Source organism: Streptomyces sp. H39-C1, assembly GCF_027158125.1.
Lineage (GTDB): Bacteria > Actinomycetota > Actinomycetes > Streptomycetales > Streptomycetaceae > Actinacidiphila > Actinacidiphila fildesensis.
Genome location: NZ_JAPVLS010000109.1, coordinates 1 through 26,964 on the forward strand (window position 1 = coordinate 1; position 26,964 = coordinate 26,964).

A 26,964-nucleotide genomic window follows, 5' to 3' on the forward strand; every position below is an offset into this window, starting at 1 on the left:
CTTGCCGACGAAAACGACACCTCACCGACGACCGCCCCGCTGGGACCGCCCCAGCGGGGCGTCGCCGTCCTGGTTCGTCGGCACCGTGAACGCCGCCTTCGTCGGCATTTTCAGCGTCGGGCAACACCCCGGACGTCGGCGACGTGCACGAGCTGGTGGAGGGCGGTGATGGTGTACCAGCCGCAGTCGACCAGGGCGTTGGCGTCGGTGTGCTTCGGCAGGAGGTAGTCCTCCATGGCCCGCAGGTGGATCAGGCAGTCCGGGCAGCGGCGCGTGAGGTGGACGAGATAGCGGGGGTGGGCGGTGAGGTACGACTGTGCTCCGCCGGTCGCGTCGCGCACCCGCCATCCGTCCTCGTCGGTCGGGGCGTGCCAGGAGGAGGCGACCACGCGCACAGCGTCTCCCCACAGCTCTCCGCCGGCGACCCCCCTCAGGACGACGACCTGGTCGCCGGCCTGAAAATGGCCGTGGGTGATGTCCCGGACGGGGGTGAACGGGTCAGGCGTCGCAGCGAACGCCGGTATGGGTGGGGGTAGGGTCATCCGGTTCCTTCCACGTCAGACGTGAAGCGGTGGGAGGAACAATGGTCCGGAAGAACGCCGGTTTGGCTAACCGGCGATCCCCGGCTATGTTCCCCCTCCGTCACCGGAACGGGTTCTCCGTCCCCCGGTCGTCCTCACCCGCCGCGTCGAGGAGTTCCGGCAGGTCAGAGCCTTCTGCGCCCCGCTGATCGATCCACCACCCGGCCCGCGAGATGGCCCGCGCCTTCTCCTCCACCTCCGCCCAGTCCGCCTCGTCCCAGGCCCCCTCGACCACCAGCACGGTGTGCGCGGCAGCCATCAGCTGATGACGGGAGCGCACACCCCAGTCCAGGGCCTTCTCCGGGCCTTCCAACGGCGGCATGTCGAACTTCTCCGCCCACTCGACAGCAGCCTGCTGCTCCTGGGCACGCTTGCCGGCGAGCCACTGCTCCTTGGATGCGCTGTCGGCGTCACGCGCTGCTCTCCAGCAGTCGCTGCTTATCTGCACTTCGCTCGGATGGGCGCGTATCGGTGGGGTCATAGGTGGCTGGGGCGTTCGCCATCGGGCTCCGTCAGCGGTCACGGGGCGCTATCGCGATCGGGGGAGAGCGACGTTCGGTTCCCGCGTCTGTTTGTCCTAGAATCCGCCATCTGCCCCGGCGCCGGGTTCATCGCCTCGCACGTGCACGACACGCACGCACCATGGCGCCACCCGAAGCACCGAGGCTGGGGCGGTGAGGAAAATCCTTCCCGGGGCCGGGCCGCTGCTCCTGGTCGTGCTACCGGACCGCAGCCAGGCGCCGCCCCGCCGGACGGTGAAGGGCGCCCGGGGTCACCTCCGCCCGGTCCTCCCGGCAAAGGCCGGGCGGTGGTCCGCACCACCGCCCCCGATCCGGTGGCGGTGGTGACCACCGTCTCCACCGTGATCACCCGAAGGTGTCCCAGGAGTACACGGCCCAAGGCAGGCCGGGCGGCCAGGCTAGTGCTGTGACCGCTTAGGTTCACCGGGTTGTGGTGGGCACAGTGGTGTTGGCCAAAATCGGTTTGGGTCGCTGCTTCGCCGCCTTTACCGTGGCGTGGTGATGACCCAGATGATCGTTCTCAATGGTGGTTCCAGCTCGGGGAAGTCCGACCTTGCCCGGTGTCTGCAGGATGTCATGCCGGATCCGTGGCTGGTCTTTGGGGTCGACACGTTGGTCCAGGGCATGCCCGCGTCCATGAGGTCGTCGGAGGCGGGGATCGAGTTCGCTCCGGATGGCGAGGTGCTGGTCGGGTCTTCGTTCCGGGCGCTGGAAGAGGCGTGGATCGAGGGGATCGCCGCGATGGTCCGTGCGGGTGCCCGGGTCATTGTTGATGAGGTGTTCCTCGGTGGAGCGGCGTCCCAGCAGCGGTGGCAGAAGGCTCTCGGCGGGTTGCAGGTGCTGTGGGTTGGTGTCAGGTGCGAGAGCGCAGTCGCTGTGGGTCGGGAGGTCGCACGCGGTGATCGGGTCACCGGGATGGCCGAAGCGCAGGCAGAGGTCGTCCACCAGGGTGTGCGCTATGACCTGGAGGTGGACACGACGCGTGTCGAATCCCTGGAGTGCGCGCGGATCATTGCGGCCCATGTCCACTGATCGACCCGGTGGTTGACCTCCGCGGTTGCGCGAGACCAACACCGTTGTTGAGCGGTCAGGCGGTGGCCGGGAGAGGTCGGCCGCCCCAGCAAACGCCTTTCTCGCTGCGGATACGGGCGCGCTCCTTACGCTGCGCGGCCAGGACGTCGGGGTGGCGGGCGTTGGCATTGCGCCAGCGCAGATAGCGGTGCAGTTCCCGGGTCTGGACGGTGTGGTTGGGGTGGTGGGAGTTGGCGAGAGTGAACTGCCGCAACGGCCCGAAGTGCGCCTCTATTGGGTCGGCCCAGGAGGCGTTGGTCGGGGTGAAGCACAGCTCGACCCGGTTCTTTCGGGCCCATCGGCGGATCTTGGTGCCCTTGTGGGCGGAGAGATTATCCATGATCACGTAGATCGGGGCGCCGTCCGGACGCGCGGCGCGGATCGACCGCAACGCGGCCAGGGAGTTGACCGCACCCTTGCGTCGCCGGTTGACGCCCCACAGGGTGTCGTCACCGATCGAGTAGCAGCCATGGAAGTAGGTGACGCCGTGGGTGCGGTGGTAGGTCGCGGGGACCCGGTCGGGCCGTCCCCGCGAGGCCCAGCAGGACCCGCCGGTGGGGCGGATGCCCAGCGGTCCGAACTCGTCGAAGGCGAACGTGCGGCCGGGAAAGTGTTCCAGGAGGTGTTCGATCCGGTCGAACTTGGCGTCCCGGTCCGGGTCGGTGGACTCTTTCCACGTCTTGGTGCGTTGGAAGGTGACGCCGCGGCGGGACAGGAGGATCCGTAACGCTTCGCGCCCGATCCGGATCGCCCGGCCGTGGACTTTGCGCAGGTAGGCGGCGAGTTTGCGGATGGACCAGCGGGTGAAGGGCTGCCCGAGTCTGGCCGGGCGGGTGGTGGCCGTCTGGACGACGAAGTCCTCGTCGTCACGATTGAGCAGGCGGGGACGGCCTCCCGCCCAGAGAGGGTCCAGGCAGGCCAGGCCGATCTCGTTGAACCGGTGGACCACGTCGCGGACGGTGTCCTCGTCGGCCTGCACCAGCTGGGCGATGACCGGCACCCGGTTCCCGCCGGCCGAGGCCAGCAGCATCATCGCCCGCCGGTAACGCACCGTGCTGGTACTGCCCCGCCGCACAATCTGCTGCAGCCGCTGCCCTTCCTGATCGGTCAGTCTGCGTACTCGAACCGGTTCAGCCACCACACACCTCCACACACCGCATCGGATGTCTCCTCACACCCAACCAGCCGAGCCACCACGACCGCGAGCCCCAACCCGGCGAACCTAAGCGGTCACAGCACTAGCGAGAACGCCGGACGGTGACCACGCCTGTGACCGGCCAGCCTCTCAGGAACGTCCTCGCCGATCCCACACAGGTGACGGCGGTAGTGCGGGCACAGAGCCGGCCCGCAGGTGGGACCAGCGGTGCGACGGCTAGGCGAACAAGTCCCGGCGCTGAAGAGCCCGGTGCAGCCTCTCCAGCACGGAAAGGGTGTGAACCGCTTGTCCCCGCTGAAGTCCGATCACCTGAGCGTGGCCAGGTTCCGATCGGATTCGGACAGGCGTATTACTTCCCCTCCGGTGTGGCCGTGCCGATGGGATGATCCATCTGACTTCGCCATGTACTGATCATCTGGCGTGTGCGGGTCGTTGGCTGTCGCGGCCCGGACCTTGCCGCGGTGGTGCGCCAGGGACGGGCTCGGCCGGTGGCGATGTGCCGCTGGTGCGGGCACGCCTGTACGACCGCGTCTCTGCCGGTTCACGGGGGCCTCCGGTTCCCGCCGCCAAGGTGCGGACCCGAAGGGGGAAGAGCCTTGATCTCTGCACCTGCACGGCCTTATCGGCGCCGGTCCCGATGGGGCCGCCGTCTCACGGCGCTGGTCGTCGGCGGGACGCTGGCGCTGACCGGGCTGGTGGGCCTGGACGACCCGGCGCAGGCGGCGCCGACCGGCACGTCCACCGCCGCGGCTCCGGCGCAGGCCGCCCCGACGGGCACGGCCACCGCCTACGTGTCCAACGGCGGTGCCGGCACGGTGTCGGTCATCGACGACGCGTCCGGGGCGGTGGCTGCCACCATCCCGGTCGGCTCCAGCCTCAAGGGCCTGGTGTTCTCGCCCGACGGCACCCGTGTCTACGTCGCCAACAGTGGCGGAAACTCGGTCTCGGTCATCGACACGGCGACCAGGGCGGTGACCGCGACCATCGCGGTGGGCTCGTTCCCCTATGGCATCGCGGTCTCCCCGGACGGCGCACAGGTCTACGTGACCAACGGCGGCGGGAATTCGGTCTCGGTGATCGACACGGCCACCGACACGGTCACCGCCACCGTCGCGGTGGGCGTGGCGCCCCTCGCCATCGCGGTCACACCTGACGGCAGTCAGCTCTATGTCACGGAGAACTCGACCGGCGGCAAAACCTCGGTGATCTCCACCGCCACCAACACGGTCACCGCCAGCATGACGACGGGCATCGCACCCAACGGGGTCGCCGTCTCGCCCGACGGCACCCGTGCCTACATCGCCAGTGCGTCCTCGAACAGCGTCTTTGTGGTCAGCACAGCGACGAACACGGTGACCGCCACCATCAGCGGCATTTCCTCGGCCTTCGCGCCGGTGGTCAGCCCGGACGGCGTCGACCTGTACGTCGCCCAACAGTCCTCGGGCACGGTGGCGGTGGTCGACACGGCCACCAATACCGTCACCAGCACCGTCACCGTCGGCTCCGTCCCGTTCGGGAACGCGATCACCGCCGACGGCGCGCACCTCTACGTCGCCAACTACGGCAGCAACACCGCCTCGGTGATCGACACGGCCACGAACACCGTCACCGCCACCATCGCCGTCGGCAGACTCCCCGGACACGTCGCGACCGGCCAGGTCCCGCTGCCCGCCCCGGTCGTCACCGCCATCAGCCCCACCTCCGGGACCACCTCCGGCGGCACCGTGGTCACGGTCACCGGCACGAACCTGACCGACGCCACCGCGGTCACCTTCGGGCCGGGCAACCCCGCGACCGCCGTGTCCTGCACCGCGACCACCTGCACCGCCACCGCCCCGGCTGGAGCGGCAGGAACGGTCGACGTGCAGGTCACCACCGCCTCGGGCACCAGCCCCACCAGCGCCGCCGACCAGTACACCTACCTCACCCCGCCCACCGACATCGACGTCAACCTGACCGCGCAGCCACACCTGGGCATCCTCGTGCCGTACCTGACCTACACCCTCACCGCGCACAACACCGGTCCCAGCGCCGTGGCCACCGCCACTCTGACCGCGGCCCTCCCCACCGGCGCCACCCCGACGAACCTGTCCACCGGCTGCACCACCGCCGGCAACACCGTCACCTGCGCCTACAGCGCCATCCCCGACGGAACCAGCGTCAACAAGACGTTCCGCATCCCCCTGCACCTGCTGACCCTGGGAAGCGTCTCGGTCACCGGCGTACGGACCGCATCCGCACCCACCGACCCCAACCCGGCCAACGACAGCGCGACCGCGACCTGCACCGCCATCTCGATCATCCTGGTCACCTGCCCCTGACCTCAACGGTCCCGGCCGGCCCCCACCTGCGCCGGCCGGGACCACATCCTCATGCACGGCCGTCCTATGTGTGGACATCGGCGGTGGCGCGGCCATCGGCGAGGGACGCAGGTGCTGGTCATCGATGTCGTGGGCGGTGAGAATCCGGGCACGACGGTAGCGCCCTTGCCTCTCACGCTTCCCGCCCCTTTCCTCGCTGAACAGGATGACCGCCTGCCGGTGACCGTCGGGCGCGGGAGCGGACGCCCTCTTAGTGCCGCTTGAGAACGGCTCGCATCCTGCTCAACGCGGTCCGGCCCGGCATCGGCGGATCAGCGCCCGCCGGAATCGGGAGAACGGCACTCCACCAGGACGAACGGGCGAATCGGAGTAAATGCCTCCGCGAATTCTTGTGGAGGCGCCCGACAAACACTAGAAACTAAACCGGCTGGTATGTATCTTCCCGGCCAAGGGGTCAATCCGAGCACAACTCCAGCAGTACAAGGGGGAGCTATGTCAGCGAGCAAGTCGCAAATGGAGCGCACGGCCTTCGACACCTGGACGAGAGAGGCCGCCACGGCCACCGCCGTCATCGCTCGTGTCACCGGCGCCACGACGCTCACCAGCACCGTTCCCAAGGAGTTCGTACACCGGTCGGCCGTCGCCGAGGTTCTGCTCACCGACTGGGCGCGGGTGGACGACACCCACTTCCGCATCAGCGCGCAGTGGCCGCGCGGCCACAGCTTCTTCACACCGGTGGCGGAGGGGTACCACGACCCGCTCATCGTCTGCGAGACGATCCGCCAGGCAGGCATCCTGCTGGGCCACGCCGAGTTCGGTGTGCCCCTCGGCCACCAGTTCATCATCTGGGACCTCGACGTCGCCGTGCACCCGGAACACCTCCTGGTGGGCTACGCACCCGCGGCGCTCAGCATCGACGTCGCGTGTACCGAGATCACCCGACGCGGCGGGAAGCTGTCGGGGATGCGCATCACGGCGGTCTTCCACCGTGACGGAAACGTCGTCGCGACGGGCACCGGCTCCTTCTCCTGTCTGGCGCCCGCGGTCTACCGGCGGGTCCGCGGCGACCACACGGCCGGCGGGGACTGGCACCAGCTGCCCCTCATCAGCCCGGCGGCGCCGCAGAGCGTCGGGCGCATGTCGCCCATGGACGTCGTGCTCTCCCCCACCGCCGAGGACAACTACTGGCAACTGCGCGTGGACACCCGCCACCCCGTGCTCTTCGAGCACCCGGTCGACCACATACCCGGCACGGTGCTGATCGAGGCCGCCCGCCAGGCCACGGCCGCCGTGCTGCGCCGGTCCTCCTATCTGCCCCTCAGCATCGCCACCCGGTTCACCCGGTTCGTCGAGCTCGACGCGCCCTGCATGGTCGAGGCCCGGCTGCTCGACGACGCGGCCTCCCCCGGCGTGCAGACGGTCCTGGTGACCGCCCTTCAGGCCGGCGAGCCCGCGTTCTCCGCCATCGTGACGGCGGGCTCGCACGGGCTCTGACCCGCTGCGGAAACCGGCTCCACCGACGCACGGAAAGCACTCAGATGGTGTCTGGCCCACAGGTGGAAGGAACCGGCCGGCCGGCCGAGCAGGGCGGGAACGGTCCCGTCCACCTCGCTCTTGCCGCCCTGGCGTTGCTGCTCGGCCCGCTCCAGGATCGCGTCGACGACGTCGTGCGGATAGCGCTCGGCCAGCACCGCGCGCGCCTGCCGGGGACCGAGTTCCTCGAAGCGCAGCGGACGGCCCAGCAGTTCGGCGAGCTGGGCCGTCTGCCGGGCCGCCGTGAGCGGCTCCGGCCCGGTCAGCGTGAGGGCCGTACCGGCATACCGCTCCCGGTCCCCGGTGAGCGCGCGTACCGCCACCTCGGCGACGTCGCGGGGATCGACGCAGGCGTTGGCCGAGGTCCCGTAGAGCGCCCGCACCACACCGTGCGTGCGGACGGACCCCGCCCAGGAGAGGGCGTTGGACATGAACAGACGGGGCCGCAGCAGGGTCCACTCCAGCCCGGACCCGCGCCACAGCTCCTCGTTGCCGCGCTGCCACCGGGTGATCAGGTCGTCGGCCCGGCCGTCCGTGACCCCGGCGGCGGAGAGTTTCACGACATGGCGCACCCCGGCCGACCGCGCGGCCCGTAGGAAGCGCGCGTCGTCGTCCGCGATCCGGTTCGTCACCAGGAACGCGGACCGCACCCCGGTCAGCGCGCGCGTCAGCGACTCCGGGTCCTCGTAGTCCCCCGGAACGGTCTCGGCCGTCGGGGACGCGCACCGCAGAAGGACGCCCGGACAGTGCAGCTGGAAATCGCAAGCATTTCGGGCGAGGAAGCCGAGGAATCCGTTGTCCAGGCTCGCCTCGTACCGATCCATGACCTGCTGAGCAGCTCTCTGGGGCCGGGGAAATGGACAGCTCCTCGGGACAGGGGAGGTGACACAGCCACGGGATCGGGACATGAAACCGCAGCTCAGAGCGTCATATGAGGACACGGCTGACGGGAACCTACAGCAGACCTACACGGCGCGGACGGCGCCGCGAACCTGCGCAACTACGAACAAAGGCAATCCGCGGCGTGGAACCCCCATCAAACCGCTTTCAGAGAAGCACAAGGCCCCTCACCCGGGCGCGCTATTCATCTGAACTGCAGGAGGCGTGCCAGCTGCCGTGGCGATACTGTTTTCAGGAACCGCGCAGAGCGCGCTCGAGCCCGACCGGACGGAGCATCCAATGCCCACTCCCGAACGCAAGAGTGCGCTCGACCACGTCGTGGTGGTCATGTTCGAGAATCGCTCGTTCGACAACCTGCTGGGCCGGCTCTACGAACCGGGCGAGGTGCCGTTCTTCGAGGGTGTCATCGGCAAGGACCTGTCCAACCCGATCCCTGAGTGGGCTGAGCACGGTGCGGATCGTAAGTCCATTGCCTACGGCATCGCCCAGACGATGGACACTCCGAACCCGGACCCGGGTGAGGAATACACCCACGTGAACACGCAGCTGTTCGGCACGATCGACCCGCCGAGCAACCGTGGAACGCTGAGCGAGCACATGACAGCGCCGTTCAATCTTCCGGCCGACCCTCACGCCAACCCCACGATGAACGGGTTCGTGACCGACTACATCAGCGCGTTCACCGCTGAGTGCGGCATACAGCCCACCTACGAGCAGTATGCGCAGATCATGCAGGGCTATACGAACGAGCAGATGCCCGTGATCTCGACGATCGCGCGTGGATTTGCGACGTTCGACCACTGGTTCGCAGAGGTGCCGTCGCAGACGTTCACGAACCGCTCCTTCTTCCACGCGGCCACCGCATCGGGTTTCGTCGTCAACTCGCCGTACTCGAACTTCCCCGGCCAGAATGACGCCGAGACCATCTTCGAGCGGCTGGAGGCCAAGGGTCTGACGTGGAAGGTGTACGTCGACCAGCCCTCACCGGCGTCGTTCACGGCTCTGATCCACGGGGCGCGCCTCAAGCACCGCTTCGCGACGCACTTCGTGTCCACCGATCAGTTCTACGAGGATGCCGCGAACGGCGAGCTGCCGACCTATGCGTTCATCGAACCGAACATGTGGCACGGCCACAACGACATGCATCCGCCGATTGGTGCACTCACGCCCGGACTGCAGGCCGACCCCCCGTCGTCGCTCCTCGGCGGTGACGCGCTGCTCGCGAGGATCTACACGGCGATCCGCGACTCCGCCAGTGAAGAGGGCTCCAACTGGTGGAACACCCTCCTGCTCGTCGCGTTCGACGAGCACGGAGGTACGTACGATCACGTCCCGCCGCCGGCGGCGACCCCGCCAGACCCCGCGGCGGGTCCGGGTCAGATGGGCTTCACGTTCGACCGGCTCGGTGTCCGCCTGCCCGCGATCGCGATCTCGCCGTGGATCGACGAGCACACCGTCATCACCGAGGAGCACCGGCACACCTCGGTCATCCGAACCCTTCGCGAGCGATGGGACCTCGGAGGGCCGCTGACCGCGCGGGATGCCGACGCCCCCGACCTCGCGGCGATCTTCACCCGGGACGAGCCGCGCCTTCCTGAGGACTGGCCCGACGTGCACCCCCTGCCGGTGCCGGAGTTCGACGTAACGCTCATTCCCTTCGACGCGCCTCTGTCGCCGCTCGCGAAGGCGCTCGTCGGAGGAGTCGGGACACTTGTCCGGTCGCTGGACCCAGACGCTCCCGAGGTCGGCGAACTCGACCACCTCACCGGTCGCGAAGCACTCGCGAAGATGCACGCCACCGTGGGGCATCTCTTCCCGGGACTTGCCGCCAGGTAGCTCGCCGGCAGCTTGCGGGCGCGCCGAGCGGACACATGCAGAAATGAGCGACTCGCTCGGCAATGCGTTCTGCGGACTGGGTTGCGATCAGAGCCGCTCGATGTCGTCGGGGATCCAGGTCTGGTCGAACCAGGCTTCCAGCGGCCCGTACAACCGTAGGATCGCGTACCAGCTCTTGCCGGGGACCGTCTGGATCCAGTTGCCGTCTCGCGTGCTCGGCGGCTCCGGCCCGAAGGTCAGGTCGATCGAGCCGTCGTCGTTGTAGGTGAGCTCGTCACGGTTGTTCTCACTGCTCCGGCTCGGCAGAGCCTGGCTGGTCTGCAGCTCCGATCGGGTCTGGGGGTCGTACACGACCAGCGACCAGAAGTCCTTGGCGGGAATGCCAGGCGGAAGAGTCAGTCGATACGTTGTGTCGCCGTGCAGGTACGCGCCGGAGGCGTCTCTCTCGGAGAGCGCGTACTGGGAGCCGGCGCCTACCATCTCGAGCGCCATCGCCGGGGTGTTCAGGGTCGCCTGGTAGAAGAACATCGTCCGGGCGTCCAAGTTGCGCCCGCCGCGTCCGTCACCGTCGAGCCACAGGTAGTCGCCGCCGACGAATCCGGTCTTCCACTTGCGGTCCTCGTAGTAATAGGCGCGCTCATCTCTCGTCTGGAAACAGATCGCACGGGCCGAGGCGTTGCCGACCGCGGCGGCGTCAGCGAGCGTGGCGCGCATCCGCTCGTCGGGCGCGAACGGGCGGTCCTTGTGGATGCCGATCGACGCGAGCAGGCCCCGGGTCTCCGGATCGATCACCTCGATCGGCTCGCGCCGGATCACATCGGCGACCTCGTGGTAGAAGCTCTGGTCGTTGGCGTGGATGGTGTTGAACGCCTTGCCCGAGATGGAGCTGAACTCCATCTGCGGGCGTGCCTCGGCCGTCGACAAGGGGTAGATCTTGACGCCGTTCTCGAACATGGCTTTCGCCGCGTCGGTCTTGCCGTCGACGAGGAAGCCGCGCAGCGCCAGCAAGTTCGTATAGCTCGACGACCGGGCCACGTGGTAGCCGTCCGGGACCTCGCCGTCGTAGCCGGGGGGAACCAGCAGGTAGTCACCACCGGCGCCACCGTCGGGCCCGGGTGCGCCCATGTCGGTGACGAATCTGAACCAGGCGTCGTTGACGGTGCCCGGTCCGCAGCCGGGTGGGATCTGGACGACTGTCGGACCGTCTCGGTCGAGGTCGAGCATCGTGATCGCGTAGACGGTGTCGGTGTTGCCCGTCAGGAACAGCGAGTTGGAGTCCAGGAGGCGGTCGGCGATCACCACCTTGTGCGCGGCGTCGCAGCCGATGTCCGCCAGGCCCGCCCGCAGGCCCTCCATCGAGGCGGCAGGAATGCACTGCAGGAACACCTCGACGGCACGCAGGAAGTCCAGATGGTCAAAGACCTTCACAGCCGTCTTATCGCTGGGGAAGCCATCGATGAACTCCAGCGTGCCGATCCGGGTCTCGACCCGGTCCGGCGTCATGATCTTGCTCGGGACCGGAGTGTTGTAACCGTCAGGGACGGCCCTCGATGAACTCATGGCGCCAGCGTAGGTGAAGTCGCAGCCAGTCGACCGTTGCGGCTCACACGGGAGACGGGGATTCGCTGCGGAAGGCTGTGGCAGCCCATGTCCGGGCTGCGCGACCCTGACCGCACGGGGGCCGCAAGCGTGCCTATCAAAGGGGGCCGAGTAAGTGCCGCCCGCCGCCTGGGACGGCTGGTGCTCGCCCGCCGTGTCGAGCAATGGGCAGAGCCGTCTACGGCATTCTGCGGGGGTGCGGGCCGAAGCTGGTTGTGATCACTGGATCTGATGAGGCAGCTGGCTTCTGATTACGGACAGCTCTAGCGTGATCGCATTGCGCAATGACATTGCGCTTTCACAGATCGGGCTTCCATGAGGTTTCGGCAGCACCCCCTTCCCCGGTTCACCTCCCGGCTCGCCGTCTGCGCTGCGGCTGTCGGACTCGCGATGTCGGCCACCGGGCCAGCTTTCTCCGCACCCAGCGCTCCGGGCCCGCCCTCGGCCCCGCCGCTGATGGGCGTTGAGACCGTGAAGACCACACGGACCGTCGCCGACTTTGAGCAGGTGAAGATCTTCTGTCCGGACGGGAAGGTTGCCATCAGCGGTGGTGCGGAGGCGACGGCCCCGAACTCCGCGTACGACTCCGTCGCCCTGGTCGGGAGCTTCGTGGAGCCCTACCGGGACACATCGCTGTGGGTCGCCAGCGCCCGGAACTTCTCGGGGCAGCCAGCACAGTGACGCTCTGGGCGATCTGCGCCTGGAAGCCCAGCGGCTACGAGGTCGTTCAGGCGCCGCTGAGCCAGGTGCCGGTGGACCCGCCGGTCACGGTGTCCTGCCCTGCGGGCAAGGTCGCTCTCGGCGGCGGCGGTGAGATCCAGGGCGAGGGGAGCTCCCTCACCAAGTCGTACCCGGCGGCCTTCAACTCGGCCAAGCAGCCCACCCAGTGGGTGGTGGCCGGCACGAAGTCCGCGAACACCTCGGTCGGCGTCGTCGCCTCCGCGATGTGCGCCGACCCGATCACCGACGTGACCTGGTCGACGGGCAAGGCAACCTCGAACAGCCCGGCCGGAGGGTTCCTCGTGTGCCCGGAAGGGCGGCAGGTCGTAGGCGGCGGTGCCTCGGCGAGCGGACGCCAGGCCGCTCTGATCTCGTCGAAGCCCGGCTTCAAGAGCGAGGGTGCCCGCAGTGACGGCTGGTGGGCCCAGGCGGGCAGCTTCTACGAGCCGCTCACCGCAGACGTCTACGTGACGTGCGCCAGCCGGTAGCAGCCGCAGCGTACGAGGGCCCGCCGACCGTGACTGGTCGTGCGGGCTCTCTGCTGTGCCGGCGAGCGGCCCGGGTGATCAGACTCCGGACAGTGAGCTGCGGAACTCAACCGAAAGCGGTCCTGGGCACCCTTCGAAGCCGCTTCGTCGTTCTGGGGAGGCACAGGGGCGTTCGAGCTGCTTAGCTATTAATAGAGGGCTTTGTGCGGCTGGTCCACGGGACGTCCGACGGTTCGAGCGTGAGTCAACAAGGCCTCCGGCAGATTCCCCTATTCGCGGGTTTCTGCGGCTGGCGGTCGCAGGCACCATTCGCGCGTGCTGGCCGGCGCGGATGAGCCGGCGCCGGTCGTTGCGTGGGCGAGGCAATGGAGAGGCGCTTCATGGACGAGATGCTTCCGAGCTGGACCGACGGCCCGGCCAAGCAGGCCATCATCGAGTTCATCAGCCGGGTGACAACCCCCGGCGACGGATACCTGAAGCCCGCGGAGCGGGTCGCCGCCTTCGACAACGACGGCACTCTCTGGGTCGAGCAGCCACTGCCGGTACAGCTCGACTTCATCTTCCGTGCCCTGGCCGCTGCAGCTCAGCGTGATGACTCTCTCGCGGGCACGCAGCCCTACAAGGCGATCCTCGAACAGGACCACGACTTCTTCGCCGCGGTAGGTCAACAGCATCCCGACGCGATCATGGCCTTGGAGGAGGCGCTCGCCCGTAACTGGCGCGGGAAGACACCGGACCAATTCGACGCCGAGGTACTGCGATACCTGGACGGCGCGAAGTCCGAGCGCTTCGCCGCGCCCTACACCGAGCTGGTCTACAAGCCGATGCTGGAGCTCTTCGACCTGCTGAGGTCGCACGAGTTCCGGATCTTCGTCTGCTCGGGGGGAGGCCGGGACTTCATGCGGGTGATCGCCGAAGGCGCCTGGGGGCTCAACCGGGAGGACGTGATCGGGACAGCCCCCCAGTACGAGTACCGGCACGGCGTGCTCCACCGCACCGACAAGGTCCTGGGCGGGATCGCCCTCGGACCGGGCAAGCCCGAGCACATCTTCGCCACGACCGGCCGAATGCCGGCCTTCGCGGGAGGCAACGCCGACGTCGACATCGAGATGCTGGAGTCCGCGACGTTCGCGATGCTGGTCGTCCACGACGACGAGGAACGCGAGTACGCCTACACCGCCGCAGCCGAGAGATCGGTCAAGGAGGCGAAGCGGCAGGGATGGACCCTGGTCAGCATCAAGAACGACTGGAAAGTGGTGTTCTGATGAGCGACCTCACCGCGGTCGACATCCTCATGCTCCCCGACGCGACGATGATCGAGCGCGCCAGGGAGCTGAACACCCAAATGCACCAGAGCGTCCCCGACGGCTTCGCGCTCGACGCCCACCACCGGCCCCACATCACTCTGCTGCAGCGCTACGTCCGAACCAGCGAGCTCACCCCTGTCTTCGACGTTGTCGCAGACGCGATCGGCGCGGCGGATCCGGATGCGCTCCAGCTGCGCGGAGTCAGGGTCGCCCACATGCAGGTCGCCTCCCAGGCCGGGATGGGCCTCGCCGGCCTGGTCGTCGAGCCGAGCCAGGCCGTGCTCGATCTGCAGCGCTCACTCATCGCCGCGGTCGAACCCTTCGCCGCGCAGGGAGGGACTGCCGCCGCCTACGTGACCACGGCGGAGGCGCCCGAGATCAACGCGGACACCATCGAGTACGTCGAGCGCTACGTGCCCGACCACAGCGGCAACAACTTCGTCGCACACGTCACCGTCGGCCTCGCCCAGCTGGACTTCCTCACCGATCTGGAAAGCAGGCCCTTCGACGCCTTCACCTTCCACCCGGCCGGCTTCGCAGTCTTCCAACTCGGCAACAACGGAACCGCACAACGCGAAATGCAGACCTGGGACTTCACCCAGACGGGCAGGTCCCCCAGCGGCCGACAGAGCTAGCCTCGCCGTTTCGGTTGGGCTGAGGCAGCGTCGCTGATCGCCAACTGTGGGGTGGCCGACGTGATTTCGGTGCTTGGGCAGGTTACAGTCCCGGCTCGGTGGTCGGGTTCTCCGGGTTCTTTCGGGTCGTGGGCGGACGGGGCTTTGTCGGTCAGTTGGACGGTCGGGGCAGTGCGGCGAGACGGTGGAAGGCCGTGGCCACGTGGAAGCAACCAGCGGCGACCGACTTGGTACTTCCGTCAGGTAGTACCAGGGCTGGCAGGCTCGACCCTTTATGGGGTACGGGGCGAATCGGCACAGTGGGGTGCTCGGTCATCGAATACCTCCCGTGGTCACTCAGATCCGGTCATCACGGACCTCGCCGGTTCCGGCATCATCTGCGGCGACGCACGCGGCACGGCCCGCGAACCCGAAGGCGCTCCCCGGCTCACGGGCCGGCGCTACCGGTGCTCCGCGCGGGCACGCCAGGCGGCGACCCTCCGCCAGATCGCCCGCTGGCAGCGAAGCGCGGCGGTGCCCACTCCGATCAGAACCACGATGTTGACCAGCAGTTGGATGAGCGATCCCAGGCGTTGCTCCAGCTGGTGAACGCGACCGAGACGCTGACGTCCGCGGCGGCCTGTCAGGCACTCGCTGCCGCAGCCGGGCCCGACCCACCATCGGCGTCGTTTCCAGCGGGCTGCGGTGCCCGAGCGTGCGGCGCCGCTGAGTCGAGCTTGGCACCGGGTTGACGACCGGGCCTTGACCCTGATGCGCGTGGAACTCGTAGAACCCGCTGATTACTGTCAGCGCGTGGTTGATGGTGCGCGGCGCGTACCCGGCGCGCAAAGACCCCTTGCCCGTACGGAGATTCACCGTCCCGGCCAGTGGGCGGCCCGGTGTCGCTGCGGGTTGGCGGCCGAGCGTAGCCAACCCGTCAGCACGGCGACCTCGGACTCCGTCGCCCGCTCCCACCCGGTGCCGAGCAGCCACAGCAGGCGGAACCACCGCAGCATTCCGTACCCGTAGCTGCGGCAGGTCAGCGGGCTGGAATCGCCAAGCGCTAGGTCCCGCAGGAACGCGGTGACTGGCTCCACTTCGGCTCCCGCCGCATCGAGCATCACACACGGCGGATGTGCCCGGTTGACCTCCACCACTTGTCCGAGGCGAGGGATGGTCCGTCGGCACTCCAGCAACTCAGTACGTACATGCATCACTTGCTCCTCGATGGCGGCCTATTACGCCGTGACTAACGAAGCGGAGATGGTGCAGTTAACAGAGCAGTCCTTCGTCGCGAGCCAGCGGGCGAATCCGGCCCGTTTGTCGGCGGGACGGCCGGACAGGTCGTGCTCGACTGCGTGGGAGCAAGGGTGCTCGACGCTCCATCGGGTGCGCACTGCCATAGATGGGTCTCCTCAAGTAAGTGACATGGAAGCGGTGTTGGGCTTGTGCTCAGGGGCTATCGCTTCGGGCTGGGGCCGCGCGGTGGCGCCCGCACTACCGGGAAGGTGTCCGGCCGGGCGCAGGTGCGGGCGCCCGGCGAGCAGGACGGTGAGAGCGAAGGCGGCGCCGGCGGCGGGGAGTGCGGCGCTGGCGAGGTGGTGCTCGGCGAGGCGCCCGGCCAGCGCGGTGCCGGCGGACTGCCCGGCGCCGATCGACAGGATCAGCCATGCGTACGCCTCGCTGGTGCGGCCCGCAGGGGCCAGGGTGTCCGTGGTCAAGAACGCGCAGGCGACCACGATGGTGAGGAACGCCCCGGGCACGATGACCGCGGCGGTGGCCGCGCCGGGGCCCAAGACGGCTAGGAGCGGGAGCCATCCGGCCAGGAACGCTGCCCCAGCGGCGATCAGTTGGCTGGTGGTGGTGCCCTTCCCCGTGCGGCGTCCGTAGACGAGGCCGCCCAGGAGGCTGCCGGTGGAGAACGCGGCGGGGATGATCCCGGACAGCATGCTCTGTCCATGCTGCTCGGCCAGGGCGACAGCCCAGACGTTCATCGCTCCGATCGCGAACCCGACCCCGGCAAGAGCGGCGAACAGCAGCACCAGACCCCCACTGGTCAGCCTGCGGACCGACCCGGCGTGCCCACTGGTGGGCTGTGCGGGGTGCCAGCGCAGGGAGGGCGGTGCCAGGGCGACGACGGCGGTGCCGACCAGGCCGAGGGCGGCGGTAACGATCAGGGCGCACGATGGCGCGTACGCGGCGGTGAGTGCGGCGACGAGCAGCGGGCCGATGACGTACAGCAGGCCCTGGCTGCCGGTGTCCAGGGCGAGCGCGGCGTGCCGCATCCGGGGGCTGGGCAGCACGCTCGGCCACAGTGCCCGAAGCCCGACTTCCAGGGCTGGCATGGACAGGCCGGCGGCGATGACGATCCCTACGGCGAGCGACGCTCCGCCGCGCAAGCCGACCGCTGGCAGAGCGACCAGGAACGAGGAGTTCGCCAGGGCCGCCAGCAGGTGTACGGCGGTCTGTCCGTGGCGGTCCATCAGGCGCCCCATGGCCGGCTGAGCCAGCGACGACGCGAGCCCGTACCCGGCGGCGAGCATTCCTGCGAGGGCGATGCCGCCTCCCGACGCGGTGGCCCACAGCATGATCGCGATCGGGGCCATGGCGTTGGGGAGACGGCCGGTGAGGGTGCCGGCGAGGAGCCGGGCGACGTGCGGGCTGCCCAGCACCGCGCGGTAGGTGATGCGCGGTGCCGGGGTCGAGGGTGTGGTCAGGGACAACGAAGGGCTTTCTGGGAACGGGAGGTTATGGGCGGCGCGCGGTTGTCGGAGTGCGAGGTGGCGGTGCGGCTGGAGGTGCGGTCTCCAGCGCGGGGCGTGGCCGGATCCGCGGAGGTTTCGGGACGCGGTGCGGCGGCAGGACGGCGACGGTGGCGCCGAGGTCCTCTGCCGCGTCGTGGACCTCGCGTATCAGGGAGTCGAGCTGCCGCGCGAGTGCGTGGATCCGGGCGCCGATCTGCTGGCTCCTCACGGTGCCCAGCGCGTCGGAGAACTCCTCGGCGGCGTACAGGAGGTGTCCCAGGCGGACCATCGCACCGGCGCCGACGCCCTCTTGCGTGGAACTGAGCAGGACCTCGGAGACATCGCCGGCGGTGCGGGCCTCGACAATCTCCCGGAGCAGCTCCTGCAGGGGCTGCTCGGGGACGGGCTCTGGGCGGTTGAACCGGGACGCGGCGTCGGGCCGTAGGACTCCGGGCGGGACTGCTCGGGGCAGCGCCTGCCCGGCCGCGTACTCATGGACGTAGTGCCCGATGATCTCCCAGTCCGAGGCGTCCGGGTCTCCGGCGAGCGCGACCACCGTGGAGTCGTCGTCCTCGATGAGGTACGCGAGCGTGATGCGGCGACCGTCGGCCACATGCCACGACTCGATCAAGTCCAATGCCCCGCCCTGCCGTAGCGCGGCGTGCGCCCGCGCGGTCCAGCTCTGCCGCTCCTCATACGTCGGCCCGGGTTCGGGCTCGTGGTGCTGCTCGGCCAGGTCGGCGGCGATGGATCCGTAGTCCGCCCAGGCGGCGAGGTGAGGCCACACCAGGGCGTACTGGACCCCCTGCGCGGCCGAGTCAGGCTCGGCGGGACGGTCGAGAACGCGGATGATCTCGGTGTGGGAGGTGGCGAGCGAGTCGAGCACCTCGCGTCACGCGTTCAGGGGTCCGGTGGGCGGCAGCTCGTCGAGCGCGCGGTGGGCGGCGCCAAGCAGGGCGTCGGCGTGCGGGGCGAGGTGGGTGGTGTACGCCTCCACGGCTGCCGTGTTGCGGTGAGCGAGAGCATCCGCGGCGGCGCCGGGGTGCGCGGTGCGGCCGAAGCGGTCACGGGTCGTGTCGAGTGCGCTCTGGGTTTGGGTGTCGATCACGGACATCCGTAGCCGGAACTCGCGTGCCTGTTGCGCGAGGCGCGATGCCTCCGCCTGGAGGCTGTCGGGATGGGGGTCGCCGGTGGGCGTCATCGGGCTCGCCCCTCGCCCGAGGACAACGGGCTGCGGGTCGAGGCAACAAGGTTCAGGCCGACGTGGGTTGCGAAGCGGATGTGGTCAGACAGGGGGAATCCTCTTCCTGTGGGGTGTCAGGGGTGCGGGTTCGCCGGCTGCGGGGTGGCGGGCTGGGACGGGCGGGTGGTGAGCAGGCGCGGGGTGGGGGCGGACAGCGCCACGAGCCCACCGGGAACGGCGGCGCGGGCCTGGCGCTCGAACGCTTCGCTGTCGGCAGGCCAGGTCGCGATCTGCGGCACGGGGCCCCACTTTCGTCACCAGCAGTGCCGGAGCAGCCGGGGTCCGCGCGATTTTCGTGCGCCCCGGCGGATGGGGGTTTGTGCGTCTGGTCGTCGTGGTCGTGTGTTGGTGTCTCAGCGTGTTCTGCGGATGGCGTCGGTGGCGGCTTTGGCGATGGCGGCGGGGGTGCTGGAGGGTCGGGGCAGGTGGAGTGGGGTGGTGCCCGGCAGGTGGCGGGACTCCTTGGTGAGGGTGAGTTGGAGTACAGCGCAGCCGGCCGTGGTGAGGCGTTTGATGCGGGTGAGGGCTTGGGCGGTTTCGCCGTCGGTGTAGTGGGCGTCGGTGACGATCACCAGGAGCCGCCCGGTGCCGGGACGGCTGAGGTCGAGGCCGTGGTCGAGTGCGTCGATGGCGTCGCCCAAATTGTGGTTGCCGCCGTCGGCGTTGAACTCCGTCACGCGCTCTGGTGCCCGGTGGGTGGGTCGGGTCAGTGCGGTCAGATTCATGTCGTAAGCGATGGTGGCGGTGCGGGAGTCGGGGTCGGTCAGGGCTGCTGCGCGGGCCACGATCCATGCGGCGGACGCGACGGGTTTGCAGGCGGCGCTCATGGAGCCGGAGACGTCGACCGCGATGCCGACCCGCAGTGGTGGGGTGGGGGAGTTGCGGCGGCGGGTGTGGGTGAAGGGCTCCGCGGTGGGTGTCGAGCCGGCGGCGCGCTGGGCGTCGCGGGCGAGGGCTTGGCGCATGTTGAGGCGGCCTGGCGGGGTGGGGCTGGTGGTCCGCTCTTCGGTGCGTTCGCGGTAGGCGGCGGCGCGAAGGGCGCGGCTCAGGCGCGCGGCGGCGCTCTGCTCGGCGGCGGTGGGTTTGCGGCTGCCGGTGACCGGGTTGTTGGAGGGCGCGGGTGTGCCGTCGGGGCTGACGGTGGTGCCGCGTGGGTTGAAGACCGACTTGGCGGTTGCGGCGGCTTTGCGTCGCTGGCCGGCCTGTTGGGCGCGGTCGTTGGCCTTCGCCCGGGACTGCGCTGCTACGGCGTTGTTCGAGGCGGCCTGTGCCGCGAGGTCGGCGGCGTCGTTGGCGGCCATGTTGTCCAGGACGACCGTCACGGCGCCGGACAGCAGATCGGTGAGGTCTTTCGGTACGGCGGGCAGGGCAGGGGCGGCGGTGTCCAGGGCGTCGCACCAGTCCTGGGCGTGTTGGAGCATGGTGGTGGCGTCGTGGTCGGCGCACCGGTGGGCTGCGGTCCAGATGCCGGTGAGGGTGGCCAGCAGGGGCGCGCTCAGGACCCTTTCGCACAGATCGGCGACGGCTTTGGTCTCGCCGGCGTCCAGGATGCCGGCGTCCCGGCGACCGAGCATCAGGGCCGCCACACTGGCGGCCTGCTCGACGCCCTGGAAGGCGGGGTTGGCGATGTCGGGCATGACCAGGGTCCGGGCACTGGTGCGCAGGTATGTGCGGTCGGTGGGCCGTCTAGTCAGGTGGGCGCCCTCGACACGGCTCTCCTCTAGCAGCAGCGCGGCCTCCACAACGCGGGGTTCCGCGCCGGCCGGCTCCTGCCACACGGAGTGGGCCGCATGGGCGGCCTCGTGGACGAGCACTCCCCAGGCGGCGGGGTAGTGCTCCTCGTCGCCCACAATCCGCGGACGGACCTCATGGGGCTGAAGAGGTGCGAACAGTTTGGCGTCGAACTCGATCTCGGCCAGGCCGGGGAAATAGGCGGCCGGTGCGCCGCTGCGGGTGCCGGGACGGCAGGTGACGAGCAGGTCCTGGCGGCCGGACAGCGCGACCAGCCGGTCGCCGAGCTCGGCTCCCACCCGCAGCCACGCGGCCGGGGAAGAACGGGGCTGTGCGGGCGGGGCGCCGTCGTCGTCCCAACGCCCGAGGTCGGCGTCCTCGTCAGTGGTAGAGGGCTGGACGTGGTGGTGGGCGCTCATCGCGAGCTCCGGCGCGCGGGTCCGGCGCTGCCCGGGGGCTGCCGGGCGACCGACGCACTGCCAGCGGGGAGCTGTCGGCCCAGGGTGAGGGGCGCGACCTGCTTGACGCCGGCGATCTTACCGACGGCGTCGGCGACAGCGTCGCGGTCCTCCAGGGGAGCGATACCGATCAGGTTCGCCAGCGCGGCCCTGGTGCCGAGGACGGCCTCGGCCTTCTGGTAACTGAGCAGCTCCCGCAGCTGGGGGGCCCAGCCCATCTCGCCGAGTTCGACCTGCCGCGCGAGATGCCGGGCGATCCGGACCACCCGGGCATCGATCTTCAGGGCCAGGGCGAGATCGTAGTCCGTCCCGACCTGGATCTGCACGCTGAACCGGGACGCCAGCGCCTCCGTCAGCACAGCGCCGTGCACGCCCGGATTGTGGCCCGCCACCACGTAGAAGCCCGGCTCGGCCTTGATGGTCTCGCCCCGGTGGGCCTTGACCTGGATCTGGCGGCGCCCGTCCATGGCCGGGTAGAGGGCGGCCAGCACCTTCGGCGAGATCAACGTGGCGTCGTCGATCAGCAGGGCGCGGCCCTCGGTCATCGCGGTGACCAGCGGACCGTACTGGAAGACGTACCCTCCGCCGTCGGCTTGCGTGTACTCGCCGATCAGGTCGCCGACCGTGGTGTCGCCGTCACCGGCGACGGTGACCAGGTCAGGAAACGCGGCCTCCACCAGGGACGTCTTGCCGGTTCCCGGAGGACCGTAGAGCAGCACCGGCACGTCGGCGTCACGCAGACGATTCAGCGCCTCGACGTCGGGCAGGTCGGCCAGCTCCCGGGGGTGGTAGAGCTGGCCTCCCGCGCGGCGGATCGGACCGCCCTGCTGGGGCGTGCGGGCTGCAGGAGCGCTCGTGCGCGTCGTGGCCGTTGGGGCGCGGGGAGAGTGGGTTCCCGGTGGGCTAATCACCGCGGCGTGCGCGGCTGCGGCGGTCTTCCCGTTGGCGCGGAACTGCGGCTGTCCGGTGCCGTGCTGGTCGGCTTCGCCGCGTTTGGCCAGGGTCAGGGCGGCGTTGCGGACGGCGCCGTGGGAGTGGCCCAGCTGCCTGGCCATGTCCCCGATGGTGAGGCTGTCCGCGGGCCGGTCGGCCAGCAGCCTGGCCACCTTGGCCCGTAGTTCGCCGGCTTTGGTGCGTGCTGTGGCGTGCGGTCCGGGTGTGGTCAAAAAGAGGATCCCTCAACGGGTGGGCGTGCGGGCGGGGTTGGCACTGCAGGTGCGGGTGGCCTCGGCGTGGGAGGTCCTATCGCTGGTCTGTGCGGGCGCGCCCGACGGGGGCGCACCGTCGGCGTTCACAGGCTGGCCGATGCTCGGTCCAGGAGCACGGGGTGGCCGGCGGCGAGCGGTTCACCGGCTGCCGGGCAGGTCCGCGGCTCCGGTCCGCGGCGGTTCCGCCGGTGCGGCGGGCTCAGCCGGGAGTCTCCTCGAAGCCGGACTGAAGCAGGATCCGCCGGGCGGCGGCGTTATAGCCGGTGGTGGTGATCTCGCCAGTGGTGCTGTGCCGGATCGGCGCGAACGGCTGGACTGCGCGCTCTGCTGGCGCTGCCGCCCCGTGGACGGGCGAGGGCACCTGGACGACGTGGATGCGGGTCGCCGACAGGGATTCGAGCGCTTCCATGCGGCGGTCGGTCAGGTCCTGTTCGATCCTGGCCAGGGCATGCGTGAGCGTGTAGGCGGGGACGGACTCCGGGTTGGGGTGGGTCTCGTCGAGGCAGGGGTCGACCGCGGTACGGGCACGGGCGATAAGCCGCTGGACGGCGTGGAGCGGGCCGCCGTCCTGCAGGAGGTGTTCCAGGAGTTGGTCGAGCTGATCGCTGTCGGCTGACGTGAGGTGGCAGGCGAGTTCGTGCAGTGCCGCAGCGCTGGCCTTGACGTTGGCGACGGAGTCGAGAGGATGCGAGGTCAGGATTTCTCCGTGATGTTCGATTCGCGGCTTGGAGGGCTTGAGCGGCCGGCGCCAGCCGTGCTCCAGGGGCGGGACTCGGCGTGCGGGGCCGATACGGGCGGGCCGTAGCCGGCCTTCCACTGTCCGTACGTTTCTCGGCCGGCGTCGGTCGTCGTGTGTCGGGTGACGGTGACGGTGCGGTTGTCATGGGCGGCGTCGGGCCATCCGCGGGGTTGCTCCATCATTTAGCGGTGCGCGCGAGCCGGCAGTCCTGCAGCAAGCACCGGCGGGCGGGTGCTGGTAGCGCGCTTGGGCGGTGTAGGGAGCGCGACTTCATGAGCACTGGCTCCTGCGGAAACAGCAGCATCCGCGGCTGGTGAGCAGCGCGCTTACTCGGTGATCATGAGCAGAATCGTCCGCCGAGCTCTGAGCGGTAGTCACTGCTAGTAGCGGGTCCTCCCGGCTCTTGCGCCGCAGGCAGGATCTGTTTGCCATGTTCTCCACTTGAAACTCGGGGGATGGGGTGAGCTTCAATGGTCTCTACGATCGCCGGTTACCCAAACCGGCGATCGTCGGCTATGTTGCGGTCGCTTGGTCGGGAAGCCTGGCGGAGAGAGCCCGTCGAACCCGGGTTGATTCCAGCGATCGTCGCAACACGTTGAGTCAGAACTATCTGGCTGGTGGGTGTCTCCCGCCCCGGTGGGCGGGAGACACCTTGCTTTCGTATGCAGAGTGATCGGGCTCACTTTCGCGGCTACGTATCGGACTCGGAGGCTGCCCCGTCGCACTGATGTGGCCAGCCATTCACCGTCCAAGGAGCCGTGAAGTGACGTCTGCCCCCGATCTGTCTCCCGCGCTCGACCGTTCTGCGACAGTCTCTGGTCGCGGCGGCCCAGGCTGCGCGCCGTGGGCCTGTCCAGCCAACGGCTCTGTCTCATATTCGGTGGTGACGGAGTGTGTTGCTATCCGAGGAGGATGCGGTGGCGGAGGAGGTTGAAGCCTGCGCGTCCGTGCATCTGGCGAGCGATGCGTTTGGTCTTGGTGTTGACGCCTTCGGTGGGGCCGTTGCTGTACGGGAGTGTGACCGCGGCGATCACAGCGTCACGGTCCCGCTCGAGGCCACGGGTGAAGGCGTGTAGGTGAGGCAGGTCGGCTGCGCGGACCTGGGTGATCCAGTGGTCGAGCGCGTCGGCGTTCTCGGGCCGAGGCTTCAGGAGTTGGGCGAAGGTCCGGACGGCGGTGGCCAGGTCGGTCATCTCGGGGCAGGCGGCGGTCAGCTGGTCCAGGAGGTCGCGATGTCCGCTCTTGAGGTTCTCGGGTCTGCTCAGGAGCATTCGGGCCAGCCTGCGCGGGGAGATGTGGCTTCGGTCGGCGTCCGCGCGGCCTTGGTTGATGTACTTGTGCAGGAGGTTGAGGCAGCCCGTGAAACCGAGGGCCTTGATCTCTTCGAAGAGGTGCTGGACGGGAACAGCAGGGTCATCGGCCCGGCGTCTGCGCAGGTGCTCGCGATAGGGATCGACGAGACTGGTCCGGTACTTGGGGACGCGAAGCATGCGCTCGGGTCGGTCGGCGCGGGCATAGCGTTTGACGGTATTCAGGGACAGTTGCAGTCGGCGGGCGCATTCGAGCAGGCTCACACGCTGCTGGAGGAGGCCGTGGACCTGATGCCAACGCTCGAGCGTCGTCTCGGCTCGTGGTCCTTCATAAAGTGGAGTGTCCAGCACGGCAGCCCAGCAGGTGCTGTGCGCTTTGACCTCGCTCAGGGCGGTTTCGCAGAGGTTGTGCCACACGTGCCACCGGTCGGCGACCTGCACTGCGTCGGGCAGGGCACGGCGGATGGCCTCGGCATAGGTCGCGGAGCCATCCCGGCACACGACCTCGACGCCCGGATTCTCGCGCAGCCACGCTTCCAACGTGTCGGCCGTGCGGTCGGGCAGCACGTCAATCCGCTCATGCGTGTGTGCGTCGATCACCACGGTGGCATAGCGGTGCCGTCGGCGCAGGGCGAAATCGTCGACCCCGATCACGCGGGGCACCCGGCCGGTAGGCAGCGCGATGCGCAGCAGAGTGCGCAGGGCCGTGTGACGCGACAGGCTGATTGCGAGTATGTCCAGCAAGCGCGATCCCGCACGGCCCGCTAACTCCTTGACCACGGCTTTGATCTGCCTGGTCAGGCGGGTTGTGCGCCGCTGGTATCGCTCCATCACCCCGGGCAGCTGCTCGCGAAAGGTGTGGCGGCAACCGCGGGTCGGACACACCAGACGCCGAGCCCGGACGCGGACCACGACCCGCCGGCCGTCGATCGGCAGGTCGGTCACCGTCCGCCAGTGATAGCCGTGCACCCGCCCCGACAACACCCCACACACCGGGCAGACCGCGGTCGATCCCGGAGTCCGTGCCCTCACCAGCACGCGCTCACCCTCGTCGACCACATCCTCGATGACCAGCGGGGCTATCCCCGAAAACACCGTCGCCACCAGCTCGTTGAGACTCTCCACACTCACATCAACGACCTACGCCACTCTGCGTCACCACCGAATATGAGACAGAGCCGAAGACCGTACAGACCCCGCGCCGTGAGTTCCTGGTCGCTTTGGAGCCGTTGCGGGGTGATCTGTTCCGCTATTGCCGTCGGCTGACCGTCAGTGTGTGGGACGCCGAGGACCTGGCCCAGGAGACGCTTGCCCGAGCGCTCGCCCGGGCGGCGGTGTCCCACCAGCCGGTCGAGCGCCCGACGGCGTGGCTGGTGCGGATCTCGACGAACGCCTTCCTCGACCAGGTCTGCCGCCCCGCCGCGCTTCTCATCGAGCCGTCCGAGCGTGCGGCGCCTGTCCTCGCCGATGCCGCCGAAGTGCGGGAGGGACCTTCCTTCTTTGTCGCCGCTATGACCGGTGCATGAGGAAGGTATGTGATCACGCCTACTTACCGGCAGGTTGTAGCCGTGGTTCTTCGCGGTACGCGGCAGTGAGCTGGTCGATCTGCTCGTAGCCGGTGCGCAGTAGGAAGGTGTTGAGGCGGCCGTAGGACTTGGCGCCCAGGATGAAGAAGTGCGGCTCGGGGTTGCGCAGGGCCTCGATCCCGACGGACGGCTGGGCGAGGCAGTCACCGCCCGCGGAGCCGAGCAGGGCGGCGGAGAGGTTGATGGGGGCGCCGGTGGCGTAGCACTCGTGGACCTGCAACTGCCGGTAGAGGGAGGCGTCGCCGGTGTAGCCGGTCAGTGCCACGACGTGGTCGCAGACGATCTCGCGCGGGCCGCCCTCGGTGGCGAGACAGGCGCGGACCCGGTCACCGTCGGGGCTGAGGGCCTGGATGTGGGCGCCGGTGTGGACGGTGACTCGGTCGTTGGCGCCGTCGGCGAGGGCCCGGGAGGTGTCGACGAGGTGCTGGCGGCCGGGCAGTGTGTCGTCGGGTACGGCGCCCCAGTCGGGTGCCGTGCTGCGTACTGCCCAGTGGATGCGGGTGTCTGGCAGGGCGGCGAGGTCGCGGGCCGCGGTCTGGGCGGACTTTCCGGCGCCGACGAGCAGGACGGTTCCGCTCCAGAGGTCGGGATCGCGGGTGTCAGGGAGGGCACGGGTGATGCGGTTGGCGAGGGCGCGTTCGCCGGGGGTGGGGATGCCGCCGGGGCCCAGGGTGTTGGGGTGGGAGTAGGTGCCGGTGCAGTCCAGGACGAGGTCCGCCTCGGCGGTGTCTTCGCCGTCGGGGGTGTCCAGGAGGAGGGTGAAGGGGGCGGCGGCGCGGGTGTCGGTGCCGATGTGCTCGTGTTTGAGCAGGCCGGTGCGGGCGATGCCGGCCGCGCGGGTGCGTAGCCTGATGCTGCCTTCGAGGGCGGGCAGTGCGGCGAGCGGGTCGAGCAGGCGGGTGGCCAGTTCGGTCCCGGTGGGGCAGTGGTCGCCGGTCGGGGCGCCCGGCAGGTGGGTGCGCATCCGGCCCGAGACGTTCAGGTCCCACGGGGTGAAGAGGCGGGCATGGCCCCAGGCTCGCACGTGGGCGGCGACTGTCTCCCCGGCTTCGTAGACGGTGAACGCCCATCCCGCGTCGGCGCAGGCGAGAGCGGCGTCGAGGCCGATGGGCCCGGCGCCGAGGATCGCGACGTGTCGCTGCATGGTCGACTTCCTTTCGGTACGCGTGCGTCTCAGATGGCGCAGTGGACGGGGCGGGGCAGGGTGCCGTCGGTGAGGCGGGCGGCGAAGAACCGCTCGGTGACCAGCTGTTGGCCCGCGGTGAGCGGGGTTCCGGCGGGCGCGAGATAGAGATCGG

At 69.3% G+C, this 26,964-nt stretch carries 23 protein-coding genes and 1 pseudogene; 9 read left to right on the forward strand and 15 right to left on the reverse strand.

Annotated features, from left to right (window positions below):
* Positions 1–110: 110 nt before the first annotated feature.
* Both O3W51_RS41425 and O3W51_RS41430 read right to left on the reverse strand, forming a co-directional pair.
* Positions 111–542 (reverse strand): hypothetical protein, encoded by a 432-nt coding sequence (locus O3W51_RS41425; protein ID WP_269288936.1) that lies wholly within the window; start codon positions 540–542, stop codon positions 111–113.
* A gap of 100 nt (positions 543–642) precedes the next feature.
* Positions 643–1,029: a hypothetical protein gene (locus O3W51_RS41430; RefSeq protein WP_269288938.1), complete on the reverse strand. Its 387-nt coding sequence runs from the start codon at positions 1,027–1,029 to the stop codon at positions 643–645.
* Positions 1,030–1,612: 583 nt separating this feature from the next.
* Here O3W51_RS41430 and cpt point away from each other — a divergent pair.
* Positions 1,613–2,134, forward strand: a complete 522-nt coding sequence (cpt, locus tag O3W51_RS41435; RefSeq protein WP_164608263.1) for a chloramphenicol phosphotransferase CPT — start codon at positions 1,613–1,615, stop codon at positions 2,132–2,134.
* Between the two features lie 55 nt (positions 2,135–2,189).
* Here the strand turns inward: cpt and O3W51_RS41440 are convergent, their stop codons facing one another.
* Complete coding sequence (locus O3W51_RS41440; protein WP_164608235.1) at positions 2,190–3,311, reverse strand: IS630 family transposase; 1,122 nt, start codon at positions 3,309–3,311, stop codon at positions 2,190–2,192.
* Positions 3,312–3,925: 614 nt separating this feature from the next.
* Here O3W51_RS41440 and O3W51_RS41445 point away from each other — a divergent pair.
* Both O3W51_RS41445 and O3W51_RS41450 read left to right on the forward strand, forming a co-directional pair.
* A complete protein-coding gene (locus tag O3W51_RS41445; RefSeq protein WP_239070674.1) occupies positions 3,926–5,650 on the forward strand; it encodes a YVTN family beta-propeller repeat protein in 1,725 nt (574 codons plus the stop codon).
* 492 nt (positions 5,651–6,142) lie between these two features.
* Positions 6,143–7,144 carry a ScbA/BarX family gamma-butyrolactone biosynthesis protein gene (locus tag O3W51_RS41450; protein ID WP_164608234.1) on the forward strand — a complete coding sequence of 334 codons (1,002 nt, stop codon included), beginning with the start codon at positions 6,143–6,145 and terminating at the stop codon, positions 7,142–7,144.
* Here the strand turns inward: O3W51_RS41450 and O3W51_RS41455 are convergent.
* Positions 7,087–8,007: an NAD(P)H-binding protein gene (locus O3W51_RS41455; protein WP_164608233.1), complete on the reverse strand. Its 921-nt coding sequence runs from the start codon at positions 8,005–8,007 to the stop codon at positions 7,087–7,089. The genes O3W51_RS41450 and O3W51_RS41455 overlap by 58 nt on opposite strands.
* Positions 8,008–8,362: 355 nt before the next feature.
* On the opposite strand from O3W51_RS41455, the gene O3W51_RS41460 reads away from it, so the two are divergent.
* On the forward strand, positions 8,363–9,919 hold the full coding sequence (locus O3W51_RS41460; RefSeq protein ID WP_269288942.1) for an alkaline phosphatase family protein: 1,557 nt from the start codon (positions 8,363–8,365) through the stop codon (positions 9,917–9,919).
* An 87-nt stretch (positions 9,920–10,006) separates the two neighbouring features.
* Here the strand turns inward: O3W51_RS41460 and O3W51_RS41465 are convergent, their stop codons facing one another.
* The gene (locus O3W51_RS41465; RefSeq protein WP_164608231.1) at positions 10,007–11,479 is read right to left on the reverse strand and encodes a DUF1254 domain-containing protein; all 1,473 of its coding nucleotides are present in this window, start codon (positions 11,477–11,479) and stop codon (positions 10,007–10,009) included.
* 510 nt (positions 11,480–11,989) lie between these two features.
* Between O3W51_RS41465 and O3W51_RS41470 the strand changes: the two genes are divergently transcribed.
* The 4 genes from O3W51_RS41470 (at position 11,990) to O3W51_RS41485 (ending at position 14,668) form a co-directional block, all read left to right on the forward strand.
* Positions 11,990–12,199, forward strand: coding sequence for a hypothetical protein (locus tag O3W51_RS41470; RefSeq protein ID WP_164608228.1), 210 nt, complete (start codon positions 11,990–11,992; stop codon positions 12,197–12,199).
* On the forward strand, positions 12,196–12,726 hold the full coding sequence (locus O3W51_RS41475) for a hypothetical protein (protein ID WP_164608226.1): 531 nt from the start codon (positions 12,196–12,198) through the stop codon (positions 12,724–12,726). Before O3W51_RS41470 ends, O3W51_RS41475 begins: the two co-directional genes overlap by 4 nt.
* Before the next feature lie 380 nt (positions 12,727–13,106).
* A complete protein-coding gene (locus O3W51_RS41480; RefSeq protein WP_164608224.1) occupies positions 13,107–13,991 on the forward strand; it encodes an HAD family hydrolase in 885 nt (294 codons plus the stop codon).
* Complete coding sequence (locus O3W51_RS41485; protein WP_164608222.1) at positions 13,991–14,668, forward strand: hypothetical protein; 678 nt, start codon at positions 13,991–13,993, stop codon at positions 14,666–14,668. The genes O3W51_RS41480 and O3W51_RS41485 overlap by 1 nt, the downstream gene beginning before the upstream one ends.
* Before the next feature lie 851 nt (positions 14,669–15,519).
* Here O3W51_RS41485 and O3W51_RS41495 read toward each other — a convergent pair.
* From O3W51_RS41495 to O3W51_RS41530, 9 genes and pseudogenes are all read right to left on the reverse strand, one after another.
* A complete protein-coding gene (locus O3W51_RS41495; RefSeq protein WP_239070673.1) occupies positions 15,520–15,861 on the reverse strand; it encodes a hypothetical protein in 342 nt (113 codons plus the stop codon).
* A gap of 201 nt (positions 15,862–16,062) precedes the next feature.
* Positions 16,063–17,370 (reverse strand): MFS transporter, encoded by a 1,308-nt coding sequence (locus tag O3W51_RS41500; RefSeq protein ID WP_269288945.1) that lies wholly within the window; start codon positions 17,368–17,370, stop codon positions 16,063–16,065.
* Positions 17,371–17,395: 25 nt separating this feature from the next.
* Positions 17,396–18,277: a hypothetical protein gene (locus O3W51_RS41505; RefSeq protein ID WP_331284140.1), complete on the reverse strand. Its 882-nt coding sequence runs from the start codon at positions 18,275–18,277 to the stop codon at positions 17,396–17,398.
* A gap of 6 nt (positions 18,278–18,283) precedes the next feature.
* Positions 18,284–18,592 (reverse strand): hypothetical protein, encoded by a 309-nt coding sequence (locus tag O3W51_RS48630; protein ID WP_331284141.1) that lies wholly within the window; start codon positions 18,590–18,592, stop codon positions 18,284–18,286.
* 116 nt (positions 18,593–18,708) lie between these two features.
* Complete coding sequence (locus O3W51_RS41510; RefSeq protein ID WP_164608164.1) at positions 18,709–18,873, reverse strand: hypothetical protein; 165 nt, start codon at positions 18,871–18,873, stop codon at positions 18,709–18,711.
* 114 nt (positions 18,874–18,987) lie between these two features.
* Complete coding sequence (locus O3W51_RS41515; protein WP_269288948.1) at positions 18,988–20,784, reverse strand: VWA domain-containing protein; 1,797 nt, start codon at positions 20,782–20,784, stop codon at positions 18,988–18,990.
* Positions 20,781–21,929, reverse strand: a complete 1,149-nt coding sequence (locus tag O3W51_RS41520) for an AAA family ATPase (RefSeq protein WP_164608260.1) — start codon at positions 21,927–21,929, stop codon at positions 20,781–20,783. Before O3W51_RS41520 ends, O3W51_RS41515 begins: the two co-directional genes overlap by 4 nt.
* A gap of 136 nt (positions 21,930–22,065) precedes the next feature.
* A pseudogene (locus O3W51_RS41525) lies at positions 22,066–22,329 on the reverse strand (hypothetical protein).
* Between the two features lie 1,340 nt (positions 22,330–23,669).
* Positions 23,670–25,211, reverse strand: a complete 1,542-nt coding sequence (locus tag O3W51_RS41530) for an ISL3 family transposase (RefSeq protein WP_164608215.1) — start codon at positions 25,209–25,211, stop codon at positions 23,670–23,672.
* 98 nt (positions 25,212–25,309) lie between these two features.
* Here O3W51_RS41530 and O3W51_RS41535 point away from each other — a divergent pair, with 98 nt between their 5' ends.
* Entirely contained in the window at positions 25,310–25,606 is a 297-nt protein-coding gene (locus tag O3W51_RS41535; RefSeq protein ID WP_164608213.1) for an RNA polymerase sigma factor, read from the forward strand.
* A gap of 19 nt (positions 25,607–25,625) precedes the next feature.
* Here the strand turns inward: O3W51_RS41535 and O3W51_RS41540 are convergent, their stop codons facing one another.
* Positions 25,626–26,810, reverse strand: coding sequence for a hypothetical protein (locus tag O3W51_RS41540; RefSeq protein WP_164608211.1), 1,185 nt, complete (start codon positions 26,808–26,810; stop codon positions 25,626–25,628).
* Between the last annotated feature and the right edge of the window lie 154 nt (positions 26,811–26,964).